The following is a 26465-nucleotide window of genomic DNA, read 5'->3' on the forward strand; positions in this document are numbered from 1 at the left end:
CAGCAACACCAGGTAGAGCGCTGCCATATTGAGAGTAACAACGGCGGCAACCTCTTTGTCAGCAACCTGCAACAACGCTCATGGGACACAGGCAACCGACTGACGCGCTTTAATCCATTTCACCAGAATCAGAACAAGACCGCAAGGATTTTTGCCGCTTCCGCATCGGTGCAGAAGCTCATCAAGATGCCTTTGGACTGGAAAAAGCGCTTCCCGAAGTTTGCCCGCGACCTTACGGGTTACCTCCGTGTGGGCACCAATGCCCATGACGATGCCCCCGATGCCCTTACAGGCTCCATAGAGTGCCGCCAGCCCCCCAAGAGGGTCAGCGTTGCGGAGATGTTTGGAAGGATTTAAGCCAATAGTGAAAAGTGAATAGTGAAAAACGCTATTCAGGCGCTCACTCTTCACTCTTCACTTTTCACTGGTCACTTGTCATTATTTTTCGTATTTTTGCACCTAAAATATCAGAAAATGAAAAAAATCTATTTGTTAGCCTCGGTAGCCTTGGCGGCTGCTTGTGGTTCACACACGCAGAAGAAGAATGACCCCATAGAGCGGGGACTTGATCTCTCGGCTATGGATACCTCCGTACGCCCACAGGACGATTTCTATACCTTTGCCAATGGGGGCTGGATGAAAACTGCCCAGATTCCAGCAGACAAATCCTCTTGGGGGTCTTTTAATATGCTCCGCGAAAAAACCGATGAGGATTGCTTGGTACTCCTAGCACAACTGCTAAAAGAAACCTACCCCCAAGGCTCAGAAGGACAAAAGATAAAAGACCTATATGAATCCTTCCTTGATTGGGATAGGCGTAACCGTGAGGGACTCTCTCCCCTACAAGCTGAATTACAGTCTATAGACAAAATAGCAAGCCTTGCCGACCTACAGCAATACTTGGAGAAGACCACTCCACAGGGGGGAAACCCAATCTGTGATTGGGGCGTCTATGCCGATAAGAAGAATTCTCAGATGAATGCCGTCTATTTAGGAGCATTCTCTTTAGGGATGGGACGTGATTACTATCAGAAAGAAAGCGAAAGTAACAGCGAAGCCCTCGCTAAGTACCAAGAATATATAGCTACACTCTTTTCCCTCTTGAAAGACGAGCAACCCCAAGAGAAAGCCAAGCAGTTAGTGGATTTTGAGCGTCGTGTGGCCAAGCTCATGCTTACCAATGAGGAGAAACGCAACCCCAATAGCAGCTACAATCCTAAGACTTTGGCAGAACTTAAGACTTTGGTCAAGAACCTTGACTTGCCCACCTATTTGCAACGCGTAGGAGTGCATACCGACAAGGTAATCATAGGGGAGATGCGCCTCTATGAGCAGTATGATCGCTTGGTAAGTACTGAAAACCTTCCTTTGCTCAAGGATTACCTCAAGATCCAACTGCTCTCACAGAATACCCATGTGTTAGACCAGAATTTAGACGAGCTTGCTTTTGATTTCTTTAGCAAATATCTTCGCGGTCAGCAACAGCAGCGTCCTATGGACAAGCGTGCCTTAGGGGTGATCAACGGACTCTTAGGCGAGGCCTTCGGTAAGCTATATGTAGAAAAATATTTCCCAGCCAAGGCAAAAGAGGAGATGTTGGTACTCATTGATTACCTCAAGCGTAGTTTTGCCCAGCATATCAAAAACCTCTCTTGGATGTCTCAAGCAACTAAAGAAAAGGCCTTGGTAAAGCTCAGTAAGTTTGGGGTAAAGGTAGGCTATCCCGATAAGTGGCAGGACTACTCACGCCTTGTGATAAAACCAGCTTCCCAGGCGTCTTATTATGAGAATATCAGCCAAATACGTGCTTGGCGTTACCAAAAACAATTGGAAGAGGTCGGCCAAAAAGTGGATAAATCCCGCTGGAGAATGACCCCTCAGACAGTCAATGCGTATTATAGTCCAATGAATAATGAGATCGTATTCCCTGCGGCCATTCTCCAGCCTCCTTTCTTTAGTTTTGATGCTGATCCTGCGGTGAACTTCGGGGGTATAGGGGCAGTAATTGGCCATGAGATGAGCCACGGCTTTGACGATAGCGGGGCAGAATACGATGGCGATGGCAACCTGAAAAACTGGTGGAGTGACAAGGATAAGGAGAACTTCAAGAAGGTGACCAAGGCCTTGGCTGCTCAGTTTGATAAGTATGAGCCTGTAAAAGGACATTTTGTCAATGGTACTTTCACCAGTGGAGAGAATATTGCTGACCTTGGGGGGGTCAATATCGCCTATGATGCCTTGCAGTTATACCTTAAGGAGCATGGGAAAGTAGGGAAAATCAGCGGATATACCCAAAACCAACGCTTTTTCCTCTCTTGGGCAACCGTATGGCGTTCTGTAGCCAAAGAAAAACACCTTATCAATCAGGTAAAAACAGACCCACACACACCTCAGTATATCCGTGCTTATGCACCACTGCTCAATATAGATGCTTGGTATAAAGCCTTTGACGTGAAAGAAGGAGACAAACTCTATAAGAAACCTCAAGAAAGAGTGAAAATATGGTGATAGTGACCAAGGACTAGTGACTAATAACAAGTGACAAGTGACCAATGACAAATTGTGGAAAAAAATTATCACTTGTCACTTGTTACTTGTTATTAATTTCGTACCTTTGTGTCCTAATTTAAAATTTTAATCATATGCAATCATTTTTACCCAACATGTTTTACTATGGGTTTCCTGTAGTATTACTCAGTACTGTGGATGCCAACGGAAAGGCCGACGTCACTCCTATTACTTGTACCTTTAACATAGGTACCAATGCTGTGATTGCCTTAGTGAAGCTCAACCAAGCCTATGATAATGTCATGGCAGTGCCCGAAGTGGTTTTCAACCTACCTACAGCCTCCATGTGGGAAAAGGTAGAGGCCATTGCGCCTTATACCGCCAAAGACCCTGTACCTGCACAAAAGGCTGCCAAATATACTCATACTGATGACAAGTTTGCCCTCGGAGGCTTCACTCCTCTTGCTTCCGTGAAGGTACGCCCTCCACGTGTTGCCCAGTGTCCTATCCAAGCAGAAGCCAAAGTGGTCAATGTCAATGATCGCAACGGCTATGCTCTCATAGAACTGGAAATTGTACAAGTACATGCCGAGGATAACTTAGTCTTGGACGGCAATAAGATCAACCCACTCAATTGGGAACCGCTTATCTATAACTTCAAACACTATTATGGCATAGGCGAGCACAAAGGACTGAACTTCTCAATTAAGTAAAAAAATGAAAAATGAATAACGAATAGTGAGTAACACTTTTCACTTTTCACTATTCGTTATTCACTTAATTGCTTTTCACTCTTCACTAAAAAAGTCGTATATTTGCGCGTTTAATATTCTTATATGAAGAAAATACTTCTATTAGCACTGAGCCTCATGGCTACAGGCTATACCCATGCGCAAACCGATACCTCTGGTAGAGAACTCTATCGTGCGACCCCTGAAAAGAAAACCGCCCTAAAGCACACCAAGCTCAAGGTAGATTTCAATTTCTCTAATCAAACCCTTGGCGGGGAAGAATGGCTCACAGCCGCTCCTTTCTTCTATCCCTCTGATAGCCTTATCCTTGATGCCAAGGCTATGCTTATCCACAAGGTTGCCCTTGACGACCAAGGCAAGCAGCAACCCCTTACCTATAGCTATAAGAATGATATGCTGCGTATCAAACTCCCCAAAATATATAAAAAAGGAGAAACCTATACAGTGTATATAAAATATACCGCTCAGCCTGAGAAGGTAACCGATAAGGGAAGCCTTGCTATTACCGATACCAAGGGGCTTTACTTTGTCAATCCCGAAAACGATCCTCAAGGACCTATGCGCCAAGTATGGACACAAGGTGAGTCCGAAAGCTCCTCCTGCTGGTTCCCAACCATAGATAAGCCTAACCAAAAGACTACCCAAGAGATCGAGATGACCGTACCCGATAGCTTCGTGACCCTCTCCAATGGGCTACTGAAAAGCTCCCAGAAAAAGGGCGACCTACGTACCGACCATTGGGTAATGGATAAGCCGCATGCCCCATATCTTTTCTTTATGGGAGCGGGCGAATTTGCCGTAGTCAAGGATACCCCTTGGCGTGGAAGAGTGCCTGTGGAATACTATGTAGAGAAGAAATACGAACCCCTTGCCAAGCGAATTTTCGGTAATACCTCCCAGATGTTGACTTTCTTCTCTGAGCGTTTCGGCTATGACTATCCATGGGCAAAATACGCACAGATGATTGTCCGTGACTTTGTCACTGGTGCTATGGAGAATACCACTGCCGTAAGCCATGCCGAGAGTGCTTACCAAAGCGCTGATGCCCTCAATGACCAAAATTATTGGGAACCAATCATCGCCCATGAGCTAGCACACCACTGGTTTGGTGATTTGGTAACCACCGAAAGCTGGGCTAATATTACGGTCAATGAGTCCTTTGCCAACTATAGCGAATACCTTTGGCTCGACCATAAGTATGGCAAAGATGAGGCAGACTATCACCTAAGCAATAATACCTTGCAGTACCTACACCGCGAAGATGATTTTCTAAAGAACTTAGTGCGCTTTGGCTACGATGTCCGTGATGATGTCTTTGACCTTGTCTCCTATAACAAGGGGGGCGCTATCCTACACATGCTCCGCCGCTACCTTGGTGATGAGGCATTTTTCCAAGGAATTACCGACTATCTCAAGAGCAACGAATATGGCACTGGCGAAGCTCACCAATTGCGCCTATCCTTTGAGAAGATAAGCGGAAAAGACCTTAGTTGGTTTTTCAATCAGTGGTATTTTGGAAATGGAAATCCTAAAGTAGAGGTAGAAAAACAATATGATGCCTCCCAAAAGCAACTGACAGTGAAGATACGCCAAACACAAGAGGAAAAGCTATATTTCCAATTTCCTTTGGATATAGATATTTACCTTAGTGGCAAAGCTACTCGCCATACCGTATGGGTGAGTGCAAGAGGGGAAAATACCTTTACTTTCCCAGCGAATAAAGACCCAGAGTTGGTCAACATCAATCCAGATGGGGTAATTGTCATGGAAGAAGAGTATCTCAAGAGTGTCAAGGAACTCCTCTACCAAGTGCAACATGCCCCTGAGCTAAAGAGCCGTATGCAGGCCATTACCTCACTTGGGGAGAACGAAGGCAAGGAAGTGCTTTTAGCAGCCCTCCGTGATCCTTACTTTAAGGTGCGTAACATGGCCTTGGAGCGTCTCTCTGACTTTTCTTTGAGCAAAAAAGAATTGGCACAAGTCGAAAAACTAGCTACTTCCGATCCGAGCAATATAGCCAAATCAGCAGCTATATGGGTTCTGTCAAGCTCCAAAGAGAACAAACGCTATACCGCACTCTATGAGAAAGCACTGACCACCCCTTCAGGAGCCGTGAAGAATGCAGCGCTCAATGCCATAGCCCATACCAACCCTAAGCGCGCTAAGGATTTCTTGGAAAAAGCCGATCCAAAGGAACTTGAGATAGACCAACTCGCAGGCCTTACAGGAGTGATTGCTGATAATAAGATGACACAGTATCTCCCTACCCTGATGCCTTATTTGGTTAATTACCCATTCCTTGAAGAGGACAATCCTGAAATAGCTGCCGATTTCAAAAAAGCCTACCTATGGGCGATGAGCTTGGACAACAAGAATCTAGTAGAACAAATGCAAAAAGCCTACAAGGATTTTACCCAAGAAGAGAACGGAGATAAGGCCAAACAAGCCCTTTGGAAAGTCATAGACGAGGGTATTGCTCAAAAGAAAAAACTTCCTGATACCGCTACTATAAAGGAGCAAATCAAAATGCTGGAGGAGCTTAAGAGTAAGATAAAGTAATGATGAAAGTCAATAATGACCAAATGCTCATCTATCAATCTGAAGATGGGAGTATCAAAATAGATGTTCGTTTTGAACAAGACACCGTCTGGCTAACTTTAGAGCAAATGTCTACACTTTTTGGACGAGACAAATCTACTATATCCAGACATATAAAAAATGTATTTGAAGAGGGGGAGTTGCCTACAGTTGCAACTGTTGCAAATTTTGCAACAGTTCAAGTAGAAGGAGAGAGAACCGTTCAAAGAAACATAGATTATTATAATCTTGATGTCATTATTTCTGTAGGTTATCGAGTAAAATCTCAGCAAGGTACCCAGTTCCGTATTTGGGCAACCCAGCGACTGAAAGAATATATTATCAAGGGATTTGTCCTAAATGATGAGCGGTTTAAGACAGGATCGTCTTATAACTACTTTAAAGAACTCTTAGGACGTATCCGTGAAATACGTCTGTCAGAAAAGCTCTTTTATCAACAAATAAAGGACATTTATGCTACCAGTATTGACTATAACCCTTCGGATAAAATGACAATAGCATTTTATAAGGAGATACAAAACAAGTTGCTTTGGGCAGTAAGTGGTAAGACAGCTGCTGAATTGCTTTTCTATCGTGCCAATGCGCAACTTCCTATGATGGGACTAACCTCTACAGAAAAAGAAGGAAAAGTAACCAAATCTGATGCTCTTATCGGAAAAAACTACTTAAATGAAGAGGAAATTACTATGCTGAAACTCATTGTAGAACAGTTCCTTGCCTATGCAGAGGTACAGGCACTGGCTGAGAAGCCCATGTATATGCGAGACTGGATACAGAAACTCCGCTTGGTACTTACTATGAACGAGAAGAATATTCTTGAACATGCAGGTACTATCTCTCACGAATTAGCCGTAGAGAAAGCAACTCAAGAATATACACGCTATAAGGAACATCAACGAGAGATAGAACATTTTCAGAGCATTAAGCAATTGGATCAGGATATCAAGCATATAATAGCAAGTAATAAAAGGGGAAAATAGCTGTCAACAAATATAATAAAAACAAATGAAAACACTTCACACTACACGTCTTTTGCTTCGTCCTTGGGAAGTTTCCGATGCCCAGGCGCTATATATACAAGCACATAACCCTATAATAGGCAAGAGGTGTGGTTGGATGCCCCACAAAAGTATAGAAGAGAGCCGAGAGATTATTGAAAACGTACTTCGCAAACCTCACTCTTTCGCTATTTGCCTATCTGATAACACCCTTATAGGGAGTATCAGCTTGCTTTTTCAAGGAGAAAGCCTACTTTTTCAAGGAGAAAGCCTACTTTTTCAAGGAGAAAGTAGGCTCTCTGTAGGTGAAAATGAAGCCGAAATAGGTTATTGGTTAGGAGAAGACTTTTGGGGCAAAGGGTATATGACAGAAGCTGCATTACAAATTATACACTATGCCTTTGAGGAGTTGTCTCTTACTCAGTTGTGGGCGGGTATATACAAGGAAAATATAGCCTCACAACGGGTTATTGAAAAATGCGGTTTTCGCTATCATCATACCCTTGAAGATTTCTTGTTCCCACTAATAGGGGAGCGACATACGGTCTTGGTATATACACTTCAAAAAGATAGCAGTAATCCAGTTTTAGATTAAAGGTGATATAATGAAAACAGTTCTTTTATTAATTTTTTTAGCTATAACTTTGTGTGGTAAATCTCAAACTATACAAAGTAAATTAGACTATTGTGCTATTTTTATTCCTGATGAAAACTACAAAGATTATTGTATTGAGGACTATAAGGCACATCATAAAGCGTTTATAATGACAGAGAAAAAGCTCTTGAATGATGAGCTGAAAATCTTCAGTCATTCTGATTTAATCTTTGACAATGATGATCCCAAATGCAGTTTTACAAAGGCTTTAGAAAAGAAGTTGAAGCTCTTAGAGGATATTGAAATTCAATTCAATGGGAAATCTATTATTATCGATACTACCTTTATAGAGCTGGGCACAGAGATGATGATTCCCTACAAGGTAAAATATCAGAAAAAGAAAAAAGAAACTCTGATAAAGCTTACCTTTGAGAATGTTCTATGGACATCAGCAGGGGGATTTCATCGCTATGATATTTATTTGGTAGCTAAGAATGACCAATTGATAGTATCTAAGATAAAGGCTTTTTATATTTCAAAAGAGTTTGACAGCTATGGTAAAGAGAAAACAGCGGTGATTTACCCTACAAAGTGAGACGTATACAACAAATATTAGAGTCATTAATCATTGAATTATGTATTTTGCAAACACTTGGCACAAAAGTTTTAATTTCGTAATCACTCCTGAGGAATTTGAAAATGCTGATTTTTTCCCAAAAGAGCAGGTAGTGCGAGGGGTACAAACAGGCTTCTCAGGGGTAGTTGGTTTGTACAAATATAAGTGGATAGATGGTCAGTGGGTAGCGCAGGAATATATCTATCCTGATTATATCTCCAATGGAAAATATTTTATACGAACCCAGAAGGATGGACCTTATCCCTCACGAAAGGATGGAGAGCTTTTGTTCAAGATACCAGAGGAATACCTTGGTTTAAAAGATCTTAGTTGGTTTCTTATGTATGATACAGATAGTGAGCTGCCATTCCTCCGAGAAACCTTAGAAGAAAGAAAAATGGAGGAAAATAAATAAACCAAAACACAATGAAACACTTCCTATTATTCTTTTGCTTGGTTACAGCCCCTATATGGGCGCAACAAACGAAAACCATACACGTTTTGGTAGCCCTCTGCGATAATAAGTATCAAGGCATTGTACCAGTACCCAAAGGAATTGGCAATGGGCAAGATGCCGATAGCAACCTCTATTGGGGTTGTGGTTATGGCGTGCGCACTTATTTTAAACGCAGTAAGGAATGGAAGTTCATAAAATCGGAAAAGCCTTATAGTGATATTATTTTGGAGCGGGTAACCTTTAAACACGCTACTAAAAACTATACGCTCATCGCCGATGCTTATGACGGCAAGTATATCAAAACTTGTACAGAAAACTTCTTGAAAAATGTCGCTGCTGGCAATGCCGATTTGGTTGCGTATGTAGGACACGACGGACTGATGGATTTCCAACTCAACACCACTTATAAAAACACCGATGGCAAGACACGCGATGTGATTATCTTGGCGTGCTATAGCAAGCGTTTTTTTGAGCCTCATCTGCAACACGCAAAGGTAAATCCACTGGTTTGGACTTCAGGATTGATGGCTGCCGAAGCCTACACGCTTCACGATGCACTTACGGGCTATGTGAATGGTGAAAGCGATGAACAGATACGCCTGCGTGCAGCTAAGGCTTATGCTAAACATCAAAAATGCAGTGAGAAAGCAGCGAGGAACTTGTTCCGGAAATAATTGTTAAATAGCGACTAAAAGCTAAATCCTAATTTCTAACCCCTAACCCCTAACCCCTAAATAACTATCATTATGTATTTTGCAAACACTTGGCACAAAAGTTTTAATTTTGTAATCACTCCTGAAGAGTTTGAAAATGGTTTTCAGTAGAGATGATTATGAGTTTGTAACAGTCAAGCAGAGCAATTGCTTAAACCCGATTTTTGGATTTCCGACAAGGCAAAAGAGCAAGTAGGGAAGAACTATTACTTACAGCAAACAGGATTGGTGTTTGTTTAAAGGATATTAGGGGTTAGTGTAAATACATCTTACATGTTAAAATATAACTAAAGAAGCGTGCAAAAAAGCCCGCAAAGCGCGCAAAAAGCCCGTAAAGCGCGCAAAGTACGAAGTAGGGTATTTCCTACTACCTCTCTACTAATGGAGTATGGATCATAGATAAAATGCCACCAAAGTTTTTGGAGTTAGTTATTGCGTCTTTGCAAGGCGATAGGGTCGTAAAAATATTTGAAATAGATCAAAAAGCAATTAATATGACAAAATTCTTACTAAAATGTGCAACTATATTGTTTCTCTTATGGATAGTAGGTTGCAATCATCAAAACAATAGTCAGCATACAGAAGTTTCTTCTGTGGAAGCACCTATAGATTCATTGCAAATGCTGAAAGATACTATTATGTTAGACGCTTCAACAGAGGGGGAAGAAATTCGTCTGTATATAAATAAAATCACGACTGATACTATTATAGAGAGTGAAATTTTAGGTGAAATGGGTAAAGAAACTTATCGTTTTAGTTTTAACAAGCAGCTAAAAAATGCAGAACACATCTTGTATTCTTACAATGTACCTTTTTATCTTGCTAAAGAGAATTTAGAAACTCATATCGATAAGAAAGAAACGCTACATTTTTCTAAAGAGACAGATGCAATCTTAAACAAACAATTTAAGTTTTACCGCAATATTTTACTCCCTATCCCTCATAAAAATGATTGAAAAGTATAAAAAAGAGAGTAAGTTTCTCAGTTTGGTATTGCGACACCACCCCGAGGCGATTGGTATTACTCTCGACACACACGGTTGGGCGGAGGTAAATGTGCTCATTAAGCATATGAAGCGTAAATTCCCAGTGTTCAGCCTTAAAATGTTGGAAGAAATCGTCGCTACTGATAACAAACAGCGGTATGCTTTTAGCGAGGATAACACAAAAATACGCGCCAATCAGGGACATTCGATTGCTGTAGAGTTAGAATTATTGCCCCAAATACCCCCCGAATGTTTGTATCACGGTACTGCCAGCAGGTTTGTAGAGAGTATTCTCAAAAGCGGACTCCAAAAGCAAACACGCCAGTATGTACACCTTAGCAATGATATAGAAACAGCCACTAAGGTAGGAAGCCGACATGGCAACCCTATAATTTTTAAAGTAAATACAATGGCAATGTACAAGGAAGGTTTTACTTTCTACCTCTCTGCCAATGGAGTATGGCTCACGGATAAGGTACCACCAAAGTTTTTGGAGTTGGTTGAGTCGTAGTATAAATTAGATAAGTGAGGCAAATTGCCTCCAAAAGTATAAAAAATAGATGATAAAAATGAGAAAAATTGTATTGACCCTACTTTCTTTGGTAGCCATAGCCTGCCAAGAGAAGAAAGCCCCCACTACAGCAGCAGCGGAAACGCCACAAGAGGCTCAAGAAAAAGCCGCACCAACGCTGACCTATTCTAACTTAGTAGATACACCTACTCAAGAAAAAGTACAGCAAGCCCTTACTGCAGCTGGGATATCAGCGCAGCATGTCGCTGCTTTCTTGGAGAGTGTAGCACTCTTTAACCAAACTGCTGGAGCGAAAGCAAACCTTGTCCCAGAGGGCTTTGTAACTATTAATAGCCTGCTGCCCAAGTATGATGAGGTAGCTATACAAACCGACTGGACAGCCAAATATCCTGCCTTTCAGGGGTATAACTGCCGCTTAACTTCCTTTACCCTTTTGCGTGATTTGATCGCTTTTCCTGATAAGAAGTTTGCCAGCAAGGGAGAGGACGAAGTACTCTTTATAGACCGTGAGTCTTTGCGCAATGCCCCTAAAAAGCTCTTTACCCCAGCAGAGGAAAACGACTTTTTTGCGCTTTTTACCGAAGTGCCTACCACCAATACCAAAGATATCAATATTCATTTGCAAGCCATGCAACGAGCATGGAAGGAGCGGGGTATCACTTTCCGCTATAAGGGAGACCCTACCAAGGCATCGCTTATCTCGGCTGTTTTCCATTCTCAAATCACCCCAGAGGAGAATATACTTTTTGTGGGACATGTGGGAGTGTTGGTGCCTTATGAGGGCAAACTTCTTTTCATAGAGAAACTTGCTTTCCAAGAACCCTACCAAGCCATTATCTTTGCCAATCGTACCGAGCTAAGCGATTACCTGATGAACCGCTACGATGTGGAATGGGAGCAACCCAATGCGATTCCCTTTATCATGGAGAACGACTCCCTGATGGACGGCTATCGTCCTAACCCGTATAAAGGAGCGAAAAGTGAATAGTGAAAAATGAATAGTTACTTCCCTAACCCCTATGAAAAAGATATTCCTTATCCTTTTAGCCTTATGGCTTTTTGCCTGCAAGCAAACAACCCCTATCACTGAGCAGCCCATAAGCCCAGAGATAGAGGCAAAGCTCTATGAGCTACTCAAGAGAGTACCCTATACCTCCAATGAATACCCCGGTTTAGAGTTTTTCTATAGTAATGTAGTAGATATACCTACTCATTTGGATCCAGTCTTTGGGAAGGTAGATATTTCTCTACTCCCCAAAACGGCACAGTTCAACCCCTATATACTACAATATTTTTCCAATGACCTCTTGCTAAGCGAGCACCTTACTCCCGCGATACATAAGCTCTCCCCTGAGGAAATCGCTCGCTATTTTGATGTATATATCTCGGCTATAGATAACCAATACTTTACAGGAGAAAAAGGAGAAAAGATGAGCGATGAAGAAGGGGCGGTCTGTGTTCCCTTCAAGCAGGTAACCTATCTCCTCAAGGACGGGGTATGGAGCAAAGGCGCTACTTTTTCCGCCTCTACAGAAGAGGAAATTAGTACCCTTATGGATAACCAAATAAGCTATAGGAAGGGGATCATTGCTCCTTATGAAAATGTATGTCAAGTGGATAACCCCAATGAACTTTCAGAGAGAATCGTTCGCTTGGGAGCATATGACTTAGAGCAGCAGCTCCACAGTTGCGACCTCAATGGAGATGGACAGGAAGATTACCTCTTTTCCTTTGCCGAACGGGAAGGAGTCGCTGAAGCCCACCGAAGAGTGGTAATCCTACTCAGTGGAGAGGAAATGCACAAATATAGACTCCTGATAGCCCCTAATTTCTGTCCTATGTTTTATCCATTGCACCGAATAGTTTGCAAAGGGGGATACTTTACCTTCGAGTTCAAGAAGGACAAATTTGTCGTAGAACTATATATAACCTTCAAGTACAACAAATATGCGAATAATTTCCTACTCCATCGGCTTGGTTGCATCAACCTTGGTATGGAGAAGGACAATCCTCATAGGGAAGTACAGCTTACCACCAAGGATTTTGGAGAAATCTTCTTTGAGAATTTCGACAAAGAAGAATTTAATGAAATCATTGATCGCCGATGGTCAGGGGAAGAGGAATAACAAATATTTCAACGATTGGATAGAAAGATTAAAAAAATAATTGTATTTTAACTTCTTTATTTGATTATTTCTTTGTACCTTTGCTCTTTAAAACAAGAAATTATGGCGACAATTATTCAACCGACTCCTACCTTGGTAGGGAAAGAGGCTAAAGAGTTTTGGAAAAAAATAGAAAATTACGAAACTTACCTTAAAGAGAAAGGAATTTCCCTTAGTCGGAAAAAGATAGAGAAAGATGCAGCTTTCTTCAAGTCATTATTTAAAAAAGAAAAAAAACAGTGATAGATGATGATATTTCTGTTAGTTTACTCACAGAAAACCACAAAATAAAACCTTTTGATTGTGGAGATGAACAGCTAAATGAGTTTCTCCTTCAGGAAGCACTTCCTTACAAAAAAGAATTGCTTGCTACCACTTTTATCATAGAAAATAATGAAAGAACATTGGGCTATTATAGAAAGACAGGCATGTAGGTTGATCACTATTGATGCTTATAAGCAGTCGGTTTCTTTTTATGAGAAATTGGGTTTTATTTCTTTCACAGAAAAAGATAAAGATGAAAATATTAGACAAATGTTCCTTGATCTTTCTAAAATTCAAAACTAACAACTCAAAACTCAATAAAATATGAACAAATTTTACTTGTATTCCTGCCTCGCCCTTATGGTGGGCTGTGGCAACCCTACTAAAAAAGACAACATGAAAGAAGAAACAACCGACAAAGGTCTTGATCTCTCGGCTATGGATACTTCCGTGCGCCCGCAAGATGATTTCTATAACTACGTCAATGGGGGCTGGATGAAAACCGCCAAAATTCCTGCTGACAAACCCTCTTGGGGTACTTTCTATATGCTGAGAGAGGAAACCGATGAGCAGTGCCTTTCCCTCTTGGATAACCTACTGAAAACCTCCTACCCCGACGGCTCTGAAGGACAAAAAATCCAAGCTATCTACAAGACCTATATGGATATGGATGCCCGTAACAAGGCAGGGTTGGAACCTCTTGAGCCTTATTTGAAGAAAATAGAGGCTATCAAAAACCTCGCTGATCTACAAGCTTATTTGGAAGAGGCTACTCCACTGGGAGAAAATCCTGTATGTGGCTGGGGTGTCTATGCCGATATGAAGGATTCTAACCAAAATGCGGTGTATTTGAGTAATTTTGGTTTGGGATTGGGGCGTGACTACTACCAAAAACAAAGTGAAAGCAATACGGAGGCTATTAACAAATATCAGGTATTTGTAGCGGACATCTTTAAGCTCCTTGGCGATGCTAATGCCGATGAAAAGGCACAAAAACAGGTGGCTTTTGAGAAAGACCTTGCCAAGCTTATGCTTACCAATGAGGAAGACCGTGATCCTAACCTTAGTTACAATCCTCAGACGATGAGTGAGCTTTCTAAGTTGGTAAAGAACCTCAATATCCCTGCCTTGCTTAAAAAAGTAGGGGTGAATACGGATAAGGTGATTGTAGTGGAAATACGTTTGTACAAAGAATATGACAAGTTTGTCAATGAGAAGAACCTCCCTCTACTTAAGGATTACCTCCGTTACAACTTAGTGGCGAGCAATGCAGGAAATCTCGATGGAGCTTTGGACGAACTTTCTTTTAACTTCTATAGCAAATACCTCAACGGACAGCAGGAGCAACGTCCTATGAACAAGCGTGCACTTTCTCTTATCAATGGGGTAGTAGGAGAGGCTTTCGGTAAACTCTATGTAGAGAAATATTTCCCAGCCAAGGCCAAAGAAGAAATGGTTACTTTGGTGGATTATCTTAAGAAAAGTTTCGCAGAGCATATCAAGAATGTGACTTGGATGAGCGATGCTACCAAGGAAAAAGCACTCCATAAGCTCAGCACTTTCAAAGTAAAAGTAGGTTACCCTGACAAGTGGGAGGACTATTCTAAGATGTCTCTCTCTGCAGATGCTTCTCTTTTTGAAAACTTGATTAAGGTGACCCAGTGGGCTTACCAAAAAGAGTTGGATAAGGTAGGTAAGCCTGTGGATAAAACCAAGTGGGAAATGACTCCACAGACGGTTAATGCTTACTACAATCCGCTCTATAACGAAATCGTATTCCCTGCGGCTATTTTGCAAGCACCTTTCTTTAGTTTTGAAGCAGATCCTGCTGTGAACTTCGGAGGTATAGGGGCGGTAATTGGTCACGAGATTACTCACGGATTTGATGATAGTGGTGCCCAATTTGATGCTGATGGAAATCTACAAAACTGGTGGACTCCTGCCGACAAAGAGAACTTTGAAAAGGTAACCAAAGCATTGGCGGCTCAGTTTGACAAATATGAACCTGTAAAGGGTGTCTTTGTCAATGGTACTTTTACCAATGGAGAAAACATTGCTGACCTTGGAGGGGTGAATATAGCCTTTGATGCGCTCCAAATGTATCTCAAAGATCATGGTGCTGTGGCTGATATCAGTGGGTATAACCAAAATCAACGTTTCTTCCTCTCTTGGGCAACTGTATGGCGTACACTCTCTACGGATCAGTTTATGACCAATCAGGTAAAGACAGACCCTCATACCCCAGGCTATTTCCGTGCTTTTGCACCTCTGACTAATGTAGATGCTTGGTATAAAGCCTTTGATGTGAAAGAAGGTGATAAGCTCTATCGCAAACCAGAAGACCGCGTAAAAATATGGTAAACCCTTTTTAAGGTAAAAGATAAAAAGTAAAAGGTAAAACACTATTACCTTTTACTTTTTTGTTTATAAAAGGATTAATACCTAACAAATAATTTGAAAGAAATGAAATCCTATCTTATTTCAACGATAACTGATTCTATTGATGCTCCTATTGCATTGGTATATAGTATTGTTACAGATAATAGAAATTTCCAGTGGCGAGAGGAAGTCAAAAATATCGAGCTATTGGAAGATGGTTTTATTGAATATTACAAAGCAGGAGGACATACGCTCTTTAGTAATATTCGAAAGATAGAAAACGAGTATTATGCCTTTACGATGCAGCATAGGTTATTCTTTGGAGAATGGGAAGGAAGGTTTGAATCCTATAAGGGAGGTACTAGAATCTGCTTTCAGGAGAAGATACATATCAAGAATTTCTTTTTGAGGCTTATAGCTCCTTTTTTCTGGAATTTGAAACGAGTACAACAGAACTATATTATAGCGTTAAAAGTAAAAGTATATGAAAACAAATAAGTATCTATCATTATGGTTTCCAACGATGGGGCTACATGCCTTGCATCAAGTTGAAGAGAGTATATCCTTTTGGCAATGGTATATTGACTTTGTAGATAAAATACCTTCTTGGCTACAACTTCCAAGAGTTTCAGAAAGTGCACATTTGGCGAATGCTCACCCTGAATATTTCATAGGAGCTTCCATAGGACAACTTGCGTTAGTGGCTCTTGTTGCTTTTTTGTGCCGAAGGAGCGAAAAAGCCACGAGAATTGCTCTTGGAGTATATCTTATAGGACTTAGCTTCTTTTTGATATGGCACATTTTGATAAGCTATTTTACTCATTCTTATTCTCCTGTAATGGTAACCTGTCTTATAGGTGTGTATCTTATCCCTAAATGGATTTATCAAGTAGTGAAAAAATAATACTACTTTGTTTTGCATAGTACCTTTTAAATTCGTAACTTTGCGGGGTAATTAAAAATCATTTTCTACCATGAAAAAAATCAACTTCAAAATGGGTTGGCTCACTTGTCTCACCATGGTGATGGCTTGTGGTAATTCCAACAAAGAAGAAGCCCCTAAAGTGTTTGCTGAAAAAGGACTTGAACTCTCCGCTATGGATACACAGCTGCGTCCGGGAGATGATTTCTATAACTACGTCAATGGGAACTGGATGAAAACAGCCAAAATCCCTGCCGATAAGCCTGCTTGGGGCTCTTTCTATATGCTTATGGACAAAACCGATGAGCAGTGCCTTTCTATCCTTGATGACCTTCTTAAAAAGGAATATCCTAAAGGAAGTGAAGGGGAGAAGATACAAACGCTCTATAGGGAATATATTTCTTGGGATAAGCGTAATGCTGATGGGTTGAAGCCCTTAGAGGCATATCTCCAAAAAATTGATGCCATAGCGTCTTTAGCAGATTTACAAAACTATTTGGAAGAGACAACCCCTAAGCGCGCCAATTATATCTGTCCTGTAGGTGTATATACCGATATGAAGGACTCTAAGATGAATGCTGTATATTTGGGGAATTTTAACCTGGGATTGGGCAAGGATTACTACCAAAAGGAACACCCTAGCAATACGGAAGCCTTAGCAAAGTACCAAGACTATGTTGCGGCCATTTTTAGAATGCTTAACGATAGTAATCCACAGCAGAAAGCAAAGCAAATTGTGGCTTTTGAGAAAAATATAGCCCACTATATGCTTACAAACGAACAAGAGAACAATCCAAATCTTAGCTATAACCCTGTAACAATAGAAGAATTGGGGGACATGGTGAAAAACCTTCGTTTGCCTGAATTACTTGAAAAAGTGGGAGTTCATACCGATAAGGTAATTCTCACTGAAATAGGTCTCTATAGGCAATATGATACTTTCATTAATAAGAAAAACCTACCTCTGATTAAGGATTATCTTAGATATAAACTGGTGGCTATCAATAGTAACTACCTCACCCAAGAGCTTAATGACCTTACTTTTGATTTCTATAACAAATACCTTATGGGACAGCAGGAGCAACGCTCTATGGACAAGCGTGCTATGGAGCTGATCAATGGAATCCTAGGAGAGGCCTTCGGTAAGCTCTATGTAGAGAAATACTTTCCTGAAAAGGCCAAGGAAGAAATGCTTACCCTAATAGATTATCTAAAGAAAAGTTTCGCCAAACATATCAAGGAGGTAACTTGGATGAGCGATGCTACTAAGGAGAAAGCTATGGAAAAACTCAATAAGTTCTCTGTAAAGGTGGGATATCCTGACAAGTGGAAGGATTATTCTCAGCTTACTATAAGTGCTCAAGTCTCTCTTTTTGAGAATATTACACAGGTTGGTCAGTGGGCTTTTCAGAGAGCTATAGCAAAAGTAGGAAAAGAGGTAGATAAAACCGAATGGGTACTTCCTCCTCAGACAGTGAATGCTTATTATGACCCTACTAATAATGAGATTGTTTTCCCAGCGGGTATTCTTCAACCGCCTTTCTTTAGTTTTGAGGCTGATCCAGCAGTGAACTTTGGAGGCATTGGCGGGGTGATTGGCCATGAAATGACCCATGGATTTGATATTAGTGGAGCTGAGTTTGATGCTGATGGGAATCTACAGAATTGGTGGGCACCTGCCGATAAAGAGCGCTTCCAAAAAGTAACAGATGCTTTGGCTAAACAATATGACAAATATGAGCCTGTAAAGGGTATTTTTGTGAATGGTACCATGACCAATGTAGAGAATATTGCTGATCTCGGAGGGGTAAATATCGCCTTTGATGCGCTTCAAATGTATCTCAAAGATCATGGCAGAGTAGCCGATATCAGTGGGTATAACCAAAACCAACGTTTTTTCCTCTCTTGGGCAACTGTATGGCGTACACTTGCTTCTGAGCCATACTTGATTAACCAAGTAAAGGTAGACCCTCACTCCCCAGATTATCTCCGTGCCTTCGCTCCACTAACCAACATAGATGCATGGTATAAAGCCTTTGATGTAAAAGAAGGTGATAAGCTCTATCGCAAAGTAGAAGACCGCGTAAAAATATGGTAATAGTGACGAGTGACAAATGACAAGTGATAAGTGACTAATGACGAGTGACAAATACCCTCAAGAGGGATTGTCACTCGTCACTTGTCACTCGTCACTATTATTGTTCTTGTGTATAGAACCAAATATCAGGATTCTTGACGCTAGTCCAGCCTAAGGTGCCACGGCCGTAGTTGGTCATGGTGTAGGGGGCATTGTCGGTAAAGATTTTCACTAAGGGTTCTAAGTAGGAATAGTATTTCCAATTGGTGTTTTCGTTAAGGTCTGTTTTCTCTACCAGATTGAATTGGTTGGAATCACAGGCTACACCAAGGTAATCCATGTTGAGTACGGCATTCACATTGGTGCTACTACCTCCCGCGGTAGGAGTGCGGGTAAGATAGAAGTGGAAACCTGTGGCACTGCCCTGTTTGCCAAAGTAAATCATAGGATTGAGTACTTCCCTTACCCGAACATTGTTCACTGTACGAGTACGACGCTTTACGCCGTTATAGGCCGTTAGCATAGCATCACAAACATAGTTGGTAGCAAAGTTGATCGTAGTGCGTTTGGTGGCAAAGTTGTACGGCAAACGAGGTAGGCGAGGGGTGGAGAGAAAGCGCACTTGGCTGTTCTTGGTACTTACCCATAGGTATTGCTTACCATCTTGATTCACATCGGTGAGTTCATAGGGGGCGTACTTTACAAGGGCTTCTACCAAGGGGTAAAGTTGGGCAAAGACGTTCCAGTTGAGGCTACGGACACCCTCCACTATATTGACTTGGTTAGGCTTGCCCACAACAGGAAGAAAGTCTAACACATAGCGGGTAGTGGCATTCTGGTAGAAACTAAAGGTAATGCCTGATTCCTCAGTATTGAAGCCCAAGCGTACCAGAGGGCTGGTGCTATAAGGAGTACTACTATAGGAAAAGTTCTTATACTGCTGATAGAGTCGAGTAAAGACAGCATTAGCAGCACAATCCTCCTCGGAGAGGTTCAGCCAAAGCGAGCGTGCTGCAAAGTCGTAGGGGAGTGTATAGCTTAGAGCCGCCTTATAATTGCCATCGGGAGTGGAAAGCTCTTGGTTGTCCTCTGAAAGGTTTAGCTCTGAAAAGGTATATCCCTCTACGGAGGTAGGTTCATAGAGCTTTAGTCCGTTTTCGGTATAGGCATAGGCTACACGCTGGGAGCCACCCTCCCAAGAGAAACTCAGCTGATGTAGGGTAGGGTGTAGGGTAAGGCTTACCTGCTTTTGGTTGATGGTTATAGGGGCGATACCTACGCTCTTTAACAAGGCGGCTTTCTCGCGTATTTTCTCCAGATAGGTGGTTTTATCTCCCTTGAAAGGAGAGAGTGAGATAAGGTTGTTGGAGCGCTTGCCACGTAGGGAAAACACCCCGTCCTTATAGGACTGGATTTCAAACTGGTTATCTCCCTCCTTACCATGAGGAAAGAGGAAAGAGGGTTCTACAAAGTAGTGCAATACCTTATTGTAAGTATCAAAGGAAAGGATTGCCTTCTCCCCGAAGAGGAGCGAGTAGTCGGAAGTCTCTTCAGTAGGGAGTTCTTCTGAGGCGGCTGTTACCTTGCCATGGGCGAAGGAGACTAAGACATTGTGCCCCCCATAGGCTTGTTCCTCGCCAGCATAGAGGGTGAGCAGCCATTGGGGTGTTCCCTCAAGAGTGGCGGCATAGTCGGAAAGGGTCTGGTTGGTGCGCTGTACATAGCTGGCACCTTCTCCGTAGACAGCTTCTTCTTTTTGGCTACAAGCGGCCAAGAGAAGCAGGGATGAAAGGAGTATATAGGATTGTTTTTTCATAAGTTACCATTCGTATTGGGTGAAATCTTTAGTTTGTAAGAGGGCATGTCGCCTATGGATCTCGGTGCGGAGGGCATCAAGGTCAATGTTCCATTCTCCACGGAGGTAGTTCTTAACCATGGTGATTTTCTTGAGCAAAATCTCCTTTCCTGTATAGGTAGCGGAGGTGTTGTTTTTGCCATCAGCTTTGGCGAGTTCCTCTTCCCAGATGTATCCTTTACGGAGGATACTTCGCTTCCAAGTATTGTAAGCAGTGTCGTCCAAGCCATCACCATTGGTATCATGGGCAGTGTCGGCGGCAGGGCAGCCACATTGGTTCTTCTGGTAGTAGATGATATAACGAGCGATGGTCTCCACGAAATCCTCATGGATGTTGTCGCTGGCATAGGCGCTAATAAAGCCCGACTTGAGGTAGGTCTCGCCTGTCCAAGAGCGCGTCCAAGCGCCCCCCTTATAATCAGCTATAGAGAGCTTCTCGAATTCCTTAGGAACGATCTTGACTTGCTCTAGAAGGTGAGAGGACTCGTGATAGATAAGGCGTAGCACACGGTTGTCAATGTTCTTTATCTCGGTTGGGTCAGTGGTATTGGGATTTATATCATTCACCCCTAGCATCTCTATCTTTACTGCATTGGTAGCTAGGCCGTTATAAGCGGTACCCACATCGGAGAAAGCACGAGAGCCTATGAAAACCAGTTCCTTAGGGGAATAGTTTTGTAGGAAGCCCTTAGGAGTAAGCATTGTATAAGGCTCATAGTACATATACTTTAGGAAATTAGCCATTTGCAAGGCCTTCTCCGCAGAAGGCGGTGCCACATAGCGGAACATATTACGGCTGATATTGTTTTCAGAGAATCGGTATACGATATTTACATTGTATGGCTGGGTGAATTTCTCAATGATATATCGGTCGAGTTCTGTACGGTTCTTAACCTCCTCAGGGGAGGAGAGTTGCACCACGCTTTGAGAGGTATCGGGGGTGTCCTTGCTACAACCTACATAGGTGAGTGCAAGCAGGAGGGGGAGTAATCTTAATCGGTTCATAGGAGTTGAATTATCGGTCATTTTGTTGCATACCAGCCGCTACCACATCTACAGGGAGAGGGAGGGTGCGGCGCTTATCATCTTTGGAGAGTACGCTCTTGACGTAGGCGGTACCTTCGTTGTCGAGCTGGTGGCGGTGGATTTCTATACCATAGCGACGGATATCATACCAGCGCAAACCTTCGCCCAAGGTGAGCAAACGGCGACACTGCAAGAGGAAATGAAGTAGGTTCTCTTGGGTGCTATCTATCGCAAAATCAGGGTGGAGTCTTTTCTTTTGAGTGGCATGGCTAAGCAGCGTAGTGGTATCATAAGCATCGTAGGCCATACGCTGGTAGGCAGAGATGATCTCCTCTTGGGTAAATTGTGCGCCAGAGGTGAGGTAGTTCTTGGTAAAATAGCCTAGGTCAGCTACAGCCTCGGCATATTTTCCTTGGAGGATACGTGCTTCAGCACGAACTAAAAGAGTCTCATCGGTGGAGAAAAGGACGATTTGCGAACGGTTATTTACGTAAGTGGGATATTTGGTATAAATATATTTGCTGATTTCGGTACGATAACGCTCAAAAGCCTTGTCCTTATAGTTGTTTTGCCACAAATTATGTTCGTCACGGAAGGTCTCCCTTACTGAAAGGGCGGCACCATGAGTAAAGCGCGCCACTGAAGTTCCGTCAATATAAGCAGTGGCACTGGTGTGAACAGCCGCAAGCATGAGGTTGGCTTCTACATCGTCACGGGTGTATTCCTTAGCATGTGCATCTTCGCTGGAGAGCGCTTGGAAAGCCTCCCAGTTGCGCAGGGTGGTAGGCCTCTCTCCCAGTACAGCGGTGGCCATTTGCTCTGCTTTGTCCCACTTTTGGTAATAGAGGAAGAAGCGAGCGGCAAAGGCCTGAGCTGCTTTTTTGTTGAAGTGTAGTTTGGGCACTTTGTAGTAACTATCGTTGATCAGCGGCAGTCCTTGAGTAAGGTCTTGTTCTATACGCTCATACACCTCAGCGACGGTATTGCGTGGGCGCTCAGCTTGGAACTCATTGATAGGTTCGCTTATATAAGGTACACCAAGATCAGTGGTACTGGTTACACTATTGTATTGTTTGCCAAAGAGATTGACCAAGACAAAGTGCGCATATGCACGAACCAAGAGCGCTTCTGCGCGTGCGGCTTGTAGGTCAGGGGTATTGCCTAAGCGGTCAATAGCCTCCAAAGCCACATTGGCATGGTAAATCATGGAATAGTTATCACTCCAGAGGTTGCGCAAGCCATCGCGGGCGCTATATTCGTGGAAATCGCGTTCCCAATAGGCCAATTCGCTAATAAAAGGAATTGTGCGGCGGTTATTGGCACCTATATCATCTATATTATCAGAGGAAAACTCGGTTACCACTGCTGTGGTACGGTTGGGATAGGCACTGACTAAGAATTTCTGTATCTTATCGGCACTATCCAGCTCCACACGGCTGTCGGGATTCTTGTCTAAGAACTTGTTGCACCCTACTAGGCAACATAACAGTAGGGCAAGTAGCGGTATATGATTTCTTTTCATAGGATTCGGTATTAAAGGGTTATAGGCCTACACGTAGGCTGAAAGTCAGCTGTTTAGGATTTGGAATAAAAGAGTCTCCTGTGGAGAACTCAGGGTCAGCCCCATTGAGCTTCTTGTCAGCATAGAGCAAGAAGAGGTTAGTGGCTTGTAGTTTCATGCTCAATCGCTTGATTCTCATGTCCTTGAGTAGGTCTTTGTCAAACTCATACCCTAAGGAAATTTCTTTGAGGCGAATGAAGTCCCCTTTGGCTATGCGGACATCAGAGTAATTGTAAGCGGTGTAGGCATATTCCAAATTAGGCATGTTGTCTCTCTGATAAGAGGAAGCAATGGCAGGTACTTGGGTGCGTTGTTCATCGCCAGGTTGCATCCAGCGATTGGTAAATTCCTTAGGTAAGGCCAAGGCATCATTGTCATAATTGGCCTTGAAGACGGTAGGTAGGCGCAATACATTACCAAAGGAATAGGTGAGCAACACATTGAGCGATAGTCCTTTGTAAGTAAATAGGTTACCCAAGCTCCCCACATCGGTAGGTCTGGTAGTACCCGAATAGGAGAGGAAATCAAGGTTGTCTCGCTGGTCAAAACGAATACCGTCAATAGTTGTATTGCCATTGGGGTCGGCAAAGGTAGGAAGCCCATCGCTGTTAAGGCCACGGAAAGGAATGGAGAAAATAGAGCTTACGGGGTATCCCTCCTTGGAGAAGCCGCTGCCACGCACCATATCGGATATAGAAGCATCCACATAGAGTTTGGTGATTTTGTTCTCATTCTTGGCATAGATAAAGGTGGTTGTCCAAGAAAAATCCTTGAGCTTGATATTTTGGGTTTGTAGGCTCATATCTACCCCATAGGAGTGCATTTGCGCCACATTGCCCACTCTGAGGATGCTACCACTAAGGCCTTGGGTAGGTACACGACCTATAAGGTCATAGTTTTTGCGGGTATAGCCGTCAACAGCTAAGCTGATACGATTCTTAAAAAAGCCCATCTGTACCCCTATGTTAAACTCTTGTTTTTTCTCATAGGTAAGGTCATAGCTGGCAGGATCGGCCACTTTGAGCGCTGTCTCGCGGGTACGCTCATTGCTACGCCAAGGAATATCCCCCATGATCTTCACCAAGGAAGTAGGCGCGGAAGGACTTTCAGGAATTACCCCAAAAGAAGTCTTGAACGATAGCAGGGAGAGGGCAGCATTTTTAGGAAAGAAGGCCTCTTTGGTTACATTCCAAGAGAGGGCAAGGTTCCAAGTAGGCATCCAGCGAATATAGCGGGAAGCGCCAAACTTGTTGGTGCCGTCGTAGCGGAAGATCCCCTCCAAGGTATAGCGGTCAAGGAAAGTATAGGCTGCATTGGAGAAGAAAGCCACATTGCGCGTAGTGGTACGGCTCACTGTATAGTAGTTAGGGGATTTACTCTCTTGTATTTGCTTGAAAGCCTCATAAGAGAAATAGGAGATTTCGCCCAACTCATACATCAGTCCGAAGTTCTTACCCCAGTCCTTGCTGCGGTAGGTATCATTGGTTTCCATACCTCCTAAGAGCTGGATCTTATGTTTGCCTCCGTCAAAGGCGTCCTTATAGCTAAGGGTTGCACGGAAGTCTTTGCCAGAGAGGAGGCTTTCGCTCTTCTCGCGGATCCCCCCTTCGGGTAGGACGGTACGCCTTACGTCAAAGTCATCATAAGGATCTTCGTATAGGTATTCGTTGTTTTTGATCATGTTCAGGTTATCAGCTGCACGATAAGCCCTTGCAATATTGGATTGCTCGGTTTGGTTTAGCTCGTGGGAGATACTCTGATACTTAATCGCCCCCAGAGCCGTAGCCTCTATCTTTGGGGTAATAAGCCAAGAGAGGCGTCCCTGTATCTTGATATCTCCTATATGGCTATCAGTATAATTGTTTTCCAGCTCCTCAAAGATGTTCATAGGGGCATACCTATAGCGGTAAGCCACGGTAGGGTCAAGGGTACGGGAGGTGTTTAGGGCATAGGAATAAGGGTTAAGCTCCAGTTCGGAAGATACTTTTCCAGTGAGAGGATCCACACTGCCAGGGGTACGTCCTTGGCGGTAGGCACCATTGACAATCAGATTGAAACTCACCTTTTGGCTGAGCTTGTAGTTGGCGTTGAGATTCGCTGTATAGCGGTCGCTGTGGCTATACTTCATCCAACCTGGGTCGGAGAGTACGCTGATGGAGGCATAGTAAGACGCCTTATCGCTTCCTGTGGAGAGGCTCACCGCATGGTTCTGCATTACCCCTGTTTGGAAGAGCTTGGCAAACCAGTTGGTATTGCGATACTCGGCGGCTCTTAGGTAAGCGGTCTTGGCCGCTTCAGTATTGTCAAGGCCGAAGTTTCCATCGGGGCCAGCGGTATTGAGCAATTCGTACATACGGGCGATTTCCCCTTTGTAGCGGCGATTGGTAAGGGTTTCATAGGAGAAGTTGCCACGGCGTAGCATTTCCATATAGAAATCCATTTGCTCCTGTGAGTTCATGATGTTGAAGTTGTCATAGGAGGGGATCATTCTAAAGGTAGATTCGTTGGTATAGGTAATATTGTTAGTGCCTTTAGTTCCCTTGCGGGTGGTAACTACCACTACTCCTGCCACGGCACGCGGGCCGTAGATAGAGGTAACGGAAGCGTCCTTGAGCACCTTGAAGGAGGCGATATCATCGGAGGTGAGTCCTCCAAGAGCGGAGGCAATGAGTAGTTTGGCATCGGAGGAAGAGAGTGCATCGGGGGAGAGTTCCACTCCATCGTCAAGGATTACACCATCCACTACCCATAGGGGCTTGCTCTCCCCATAGATGGACGAAGGCCCGCGTACATTGGTACGAGCCACGGTACGCTCTTGAGTGGGGGAGGAGGACTGCGCACTTGCTTGTGTGCTCTCCATAATTACATTTAAGGTGTCGGAAGCCCCTAATGGGTAGGCTACCTCTCGGAATCCTAAAGAGGAGAAAACCAAAGTAGCTCCTTCCTGTGCCTTGAGGGAATAGTAACCCTCAGCATTGGTCTGTGTAGTTGTCTGGGATACTTCTTTGACAAAGACAACCACATTGGGTAAAGGTCGTCCTTGTGTATCTTTGACAGTTCCATGAATAGTACGTTCTTGAGCAAAGCCCCGAAGGCACCCCAAGAGCGTAAATAGTAAGCAAATAGCGGTTCTCATTTGCATATATACCAGTTTTTGTTTTTCAGACCACAAAGATACGAAAAAAACGGATAAATATGATTAAAAATATTTAAAACATAATATAAAAATAAACAAAAGTAAAAAAGTGTCGAAAAATAAAGGGGGATTTATAAATAATATAAAAGGGTCTCCTATGAATTTAATGGATTTTTTATAGTTATTATAAGATATTCGAATCAATAATTAAAATGTTATCTGCTAACTTTCTAAGATACAATAAACTCACGTCTTTACACAGATGCTAGCAAAGACAACTCCTGATGAGTGTAGTCTTCTATAATTGATAGGTATTAAGATCTTT

22 protein-coding genes and 1 pseudogene are annotated in these 26465 nt (G+C 42.9%); 19 read left to right on the forward strand and 4 right to left on the reverse strand.

All coding sequences use genetic code 11. The features are described 5' to 3' along the window. From terL to HMPREF1154_RS08395, 19 genes and pseudogenes are all read left to right on the forward strand, one after another. On the forward strand, positions 1 to 357 hold a 357-nt coding region (gene terL / locus HMPREF1154_RS08305), incomplete at its 5' end, for a phage terminase large subunit (protein WP_009642163.1). Between the two features lie 117 nt (positions 358 to 474). Then, positions 475 to 2508 carry a M13 family metallopeptidase gene (locus HMPREF1154_RS08310; RefSeq protein ID WP_034567175.1) on the forward strand — a complete coding sequence of 678 codons (2034 nt, stop codon included), beginning with the start codon at positions 475 to 477 and terminating at the stop codon, positions 2506 to 2508. A 134-nt stretch (positions 2509 to 2642) separates the two neighbouring features. Further along, on the forward strand, positions 2643 to 3221 hold the full coding sequence (locus HMPREF1154_RS08315; RefSeq protein ID WP_034567178.1) for a flavin reductase family protein: 579 nt from the start codon (positions 2643 to 2645) through the stop codon (positions 3219 to 3221). Between the two features lie 123 nt (positions 3222 to 3344). Further along, a complete protein-coding gene (locus HMPREF1154_RS08320) occupies positions 3345 to 5819 on the forward strand; it encodes a M1 family aminopeptidase (RefSeq protein ID WP_009642160.1) in 2475 nt (824 codons plus the stop codon). Then, positions 5819 to 6838, forward strand: coding sequence for a virulence RhuM family protein (locus tag HMPREF1154_RS08325; RefSeq protein WP_009642191.1), 1020 nt, complete (start codon positions 5819 to 5821; stop codon positions 6836 to 6838). Before HMPREF1154_RS08320 ends, HMPREF1154_RS08325 begins: the two co-directional genes overlap by 1 nt. Positions 6839 to 6863: 25 nt before the next feature. Further along, positions 6864 to 7451 carry a GNAT family N-acetyltransferase gene (locus HMPREF1154_RS08330; protein ID WP_009642153.1) on the forward strand — a complete coding sequence of 196 codons (588 nt, stop codon included), beginning with the start codon at positions 6864 to 6866 and terminating at the stop codon, positions 7449 to 7451. Between the two features lie 10 nt (positions 7452 to 7461). After that, on the forward strand, positions 7462 to 8046 hold the full coding sequence (locus HMPREF1154_RS08335) for a hypothetical protein (protein ID WP_009642205.1): 585 nt from the start codon (positions 7462 to 7464) through the stop codon (positions 8044 to 8046). Between the two features lie 40 nt (positions 8047 to 8086). After that, positions 8087 to 8482, forward strand: a complete 396-nt coding sequence (locus tag HMPREF1154_RS08340) for a hypothetical protein (protein WP_009642172.1) — start codon at positions 8087 to 8089, stop codon at positions 8480 to 8482. A gap of 11 nt (positions 8483 to 8493) precedes the next feature. Further along, a complete protein-coding gene (locus HMPREF1154_RS08345) occupies positions 8494 to 9198 on the forward strand; it encodes a hypothetical protein (RefSeq protein WP_009642151.1) in 705 nt (234 codons plus the stop codon). Positions 9199 to 9656: 458 nt separating this feature from the next. Continuing rightward, on the forward strand, positions 9657 to 10193 hold the full coding sequence (locus tag HMPREF1154_RS08350) for a hypothetical protein (protein WP_157231263.1): 537 nt from the start codon (positions 9657 to 9659) through the stop codon (positions 10191 to 10193). Next, positions 10186 to 10734 carry an RNA 2'-phosphotransferase gene (locus HMPREF1154_RS08355; RefSeq protein ID WP_034567181.1) on the forward strand — a complete coding sequence of 183 codons (549 nt, stop codon included), beginning with the start codon at positions 10186 to 10188 and terminating at the stop codon, positions 10732 to 10734. The genes HMPREF1154_RS08350 and HMPREF1154_RS08355 overlap by 8 nt, the downstream gene beginning before the upstream one ends. A 58-nt stretch (positions 10735 to 10792) precedes the next feature. Continuing rightward, positions 10793 to 11743 carry a DUF4300 family protein gene (locus tag HMPREF1154_RS08360; RefSeq protein WP_009642182.1) on the forward strand — a complete coding sequence of 317 codons (951 nt, stop codon included), beginning with the start codon at positions 10793 to 10795 and terminating at the stop codon, positions 11741 to 11743. Positions 11744 to 11774: 31 nt separating this feature from the next. Continuing rightward, on the forward strand, positions 11775 to 12881 hold the full coding sequence (locus HMPREF1154_RS08365) for a hypothetical protein (protein WP_009642185.1): 1107 nt from the start codon (positions 11775 to 11777) through the stop codon (positions 12879 to 12881). A gap of 102 nt (positions 12882 to 12983) precedes the next feature. After that, the gene (locus tag HMPREF1154_RS08370; RefSeq protein WP_034567184.1) at positions 12984 to 13163 is read left to right on the forward strand and encodes a hypothetical protein; all 180 of its coding nucleotides are present in this window, start codon (positions 12984 to 12986) and stop codon (positions 13161 to 13163) included. Next, positions 13163 to 13487, forward strand: a pseudogene (locus HMPREF1154_RS13175) (hypothetical protein). The gene HMPREF1154_RS08370 and the pseudogene HMPREF1154_RS13175 overlap by 1 nt, the downstream one beginning before the upstream one ends. Positions 13488 to 13508: 21 nt before the next feature. Continuing rightward, positions 13509 to 15545: a M13 family metallopeptidase gene (locus HMPREF1154_RS08380; protein WP_009642187.1), complete on the forward strand. Its 2037-nt coding sequence runs from the start codon at positions 13509 to 13511 to the stop codon at positions 15543 to 15545. A gap of 102 nt (positions 15546 to 15647) precedes the next feature. After that, on the forward strand, positions 15648 to 16061 hold the full coding sequence (locus HMPREF1154_RS08385; RefSeq protein WP_009642207.1) for a hypothetical protein: 414 nt from the start codon (positions 15648 to 15650) through the stop codon (positions 16059 to 16061). After that, complete coding sequence (locus HMPREF1154_RS08390) at positions 16048 to 16467, forward strand: HXXEE domain-containing protein (RefSeq protein WP_034567186.1); 420 nt, start codon at positions 16048 to 16050, stop codon at positions 16465 to 16467. The genes HMPREF1154_RS08385 and HMPREF1154_RS08390 overlap by 14 nt, the downstream gene beginning before the upstream one ends. A 70-nt stretch (positions 16468 to 16537) precedes the next feature. Further along, positions 16538 to 18583 (forward strand): M13 family metallopeptidase, encoded by a 2046-nt coding sequence (locus HMPREF1154_RS08395; protein ID WP_009642165.1) that lies wholly within the window; start codon positions 16538 to 16540, stop codon positions 18581 to 18583. A 97-nt stretch (positions 18584 to 18680) separates the two neighbouring features. Here the strand turns inward: HMPREF1154_RS08395 and HMPREF1154_RS08400 are convergent, their stop codons facing one another. From HMPREF1154_RS08400 to HMPREF1154_RS08415, 4 genes are read right to left on the reverse strand one after another with little or no spacing between them, the layout of a single operon-like run. Continuing rightward, complete coding sequence (locus HMPREF1154_RS08400) at positions 18681 to 20378, reverse strand: DUF4302 domain-containing protein (protein WP_009642206.1); 1698 nt, start codon at positions 20376 to 20378, stop codon at positions 18681 to 18683. A 3-nt stretch (positions 20379 to 20381) separates the two neighbouring features. Next, positions 20382 to 21422, reverse strand: coding sequence for a substrate import-associated zinc metallohydrolase lipoprotein (locus HMPREF1154_RS08405; protein ID WP_009642208.1), 1041 nt, complete (start codon positions 21420 to 21422; stop codon positions 20382 to 20384). Between the two features lie 10 nt (positions 21423 to 21432). Then, on the reverse strand, positions 21433 to 22965 hold the full coding sequence (locus tag HMPREF1154_RS08410) for a RagB/SusD family nutrient uptake outer membrane protein (protein WP_009642167.1): 1533 nt from the start codon (positions 22963 to 22965) through the stop codon (positions 21433 to 21435). A gap of 19 nt (positions 22966 to 22984) precedes the next feature. After that, the gene (locus HMPREF1154_RS08415; RefSeq protein WP_009642159.1) at positions 22985 to 26146 is read right to left on the reverse strand and encodes a SusC/RagA family TonB-linked outer membrane protein; all 3162 of its coding nucleotides are present in this window, start codon (positions 26144 to 26146) and stop codon (positions 22985 to 22987) included. Between the last annotated feature and the right edge of the window lie 319 nt (positions 26147 to 26465).

Origin of the sequence: Capnocytophaga sp. CM59 (genome assembly GCF_000293175.1) — a bacterium.
In the GTDB taxonomy this organism is placed as follows: domain Bacteria; phylum Bacteroidota; class Bacteroidia; order Flavobacteriales; family Flavobacteriaceae; genus Capnocytophaga; species Capnocytophaga granulosa.

Excerpts from the sequence above, each read along its gene's own strand:
- HMPREF1154_RS08310 (WP_034567175.1), top strand. The coding sequence starts at position 475 with ATGAAAAAAATCTATTTGTTAGCCTCGGTAGCCTTGGCGGCTGCTTGT.
- HMPREF1154_RS08315 (WP_034567178.1), top strand. The coding sequence starts at position 2,643 with ATGCAATCATTTTTACCCAACATGTTTTACTATGGGTTTCCTGTAGTA.
- HMPREF1154_RS08320 (WP_009642160.1), top strand. The coding sequence starts at position 3,345 with ATGAAGAAAATACTTCTATTAGCACTGAGCCTCATGGCTACAGGCTAT.
- HMPREF1154_RS08325 (WP_009642191.1), top strand. The coding sequence starts at position 5,819 with ATGATGAAAGTCAATAATGACCAAATGCTCATCTATCAATCTGAAGAT.
- HMPREF1154_RS08330 (WP_009642153.1), top strand. The coding sequence starts at position 6,864 with ATGAAAACACTTCACACTACACGTCTTTTGCTTCGTCCTTGGGAAGTT.
- HMPREF1154_RS08335 (WP_009642205.1), top strand. The coding sequence starts at position 7,462 with ATGAAAACAGTTCTTTTATTAATTTTTTTAGCTATAACTTTGTGTGGT.
- HMPREF1154_RS08340 (WP_009642172.1), top strand. The coding sequence starts at position 8,087 with ATGTATTTTGCAAACACTTGGCACAAAAGTTTTAATTTCGTAATCACT.
- HMPREF1154_RS08345 (WP_009642151.1), top strand. The coding sequence starts at position 8,494 with ATGAAACACTTCCTATTATTCTTTTGCTTGGTTACAGCCCCTATATGG.
- HMPREF1154_RS08355 (WP_034567181.1), top strand. The coding sequence starts at position 10,186 with ATGATTGAAAAGTATAAAAAAGAGAGTAAGTTTCTCAGTTTGGTATTG.
- HMPREF1154_RS08360 (WP_009642182.1), top strand. The coding sequence starts at position 10,793 with ATGAGAAAAATTGTATTGACCCTACTTTCTTTGGTAGCCATAGCCTGC.
- HMPREF1154_RS08365 (WP_009642185.1), top strand. The coding sequence starts at position 11,775 with ATGAAAAAGATATTCCTTATCCTTTTAGCCTTATGGCTTTTTGCCTGC.
- HMPREF1154_RS08370 (WP_034567184.1), top strand. The coding sequence starts at position 12,984 with ATGGCGACAATTATTCAACCGACTCCTACCTTGGTAGGGAAAGAGGCT.
- HMPREF1154_RS08380 (WP_009642187.1), top strand. The coding sequence starts at position 13,509 with ATGAACAAATTTTACTTGTATTCCTGCCTCGCCCTTATGGTGGGCTGT.
- HMPREF1154_RS08385 (WP_009642207.1), top strand. The coding sequence starts at position 15,648 with ATGAAATCCTATCTTATTTCAACGATAACTGATTCTATTGATGCTCCT.
- HMPREF1154_RS08390 (WP_034567186.1), top strand. The coding sequence starts at position 16,048 with ATGAAAACAAATAAGTATCTATCATTATGGTTTCCAACGATGGGGCTA.
- HMPREF1154_RS08395 (WP_009642165.1), top strand. The coding sequence starts at position 16,538 with ATGAAAAAAATCAACTTCAAAATGGGTTGGCTCACTTGTCTCACCATG.
- HMPREF1154_RS08400 (WP_009642206.1), bottom strand. The coding sequence starts at position 20,378 with ATGAAAAAACAATCCTATATACTCCTTTCATCCCTGCTTCTCTTGGCC.
- HMPREF1154_RS08405 (WP_009642208.1), bottom strand. The coding sequence starts at position 21,422 with ATGAACCGATTAAGATTACTCCCCCTCCTGCTTGCACTCACCTATGTA.
- HMPREF1154_RS08410 (WP_009642167.1), bottom strand. The coding sequence starts at position 22,965 with ATGAAAAGAAATCATATACCGCTACTTGCCCTACTGTTATGTTGCCTA.
- HMPREF1154_RS08415 (WP_009642159.1), bottom strand. The coding sequence starts at position 26,146 with ATGCAAATGAGAACCGCTATTTGCTTACTATTTACGCTCTTGGGGTGC.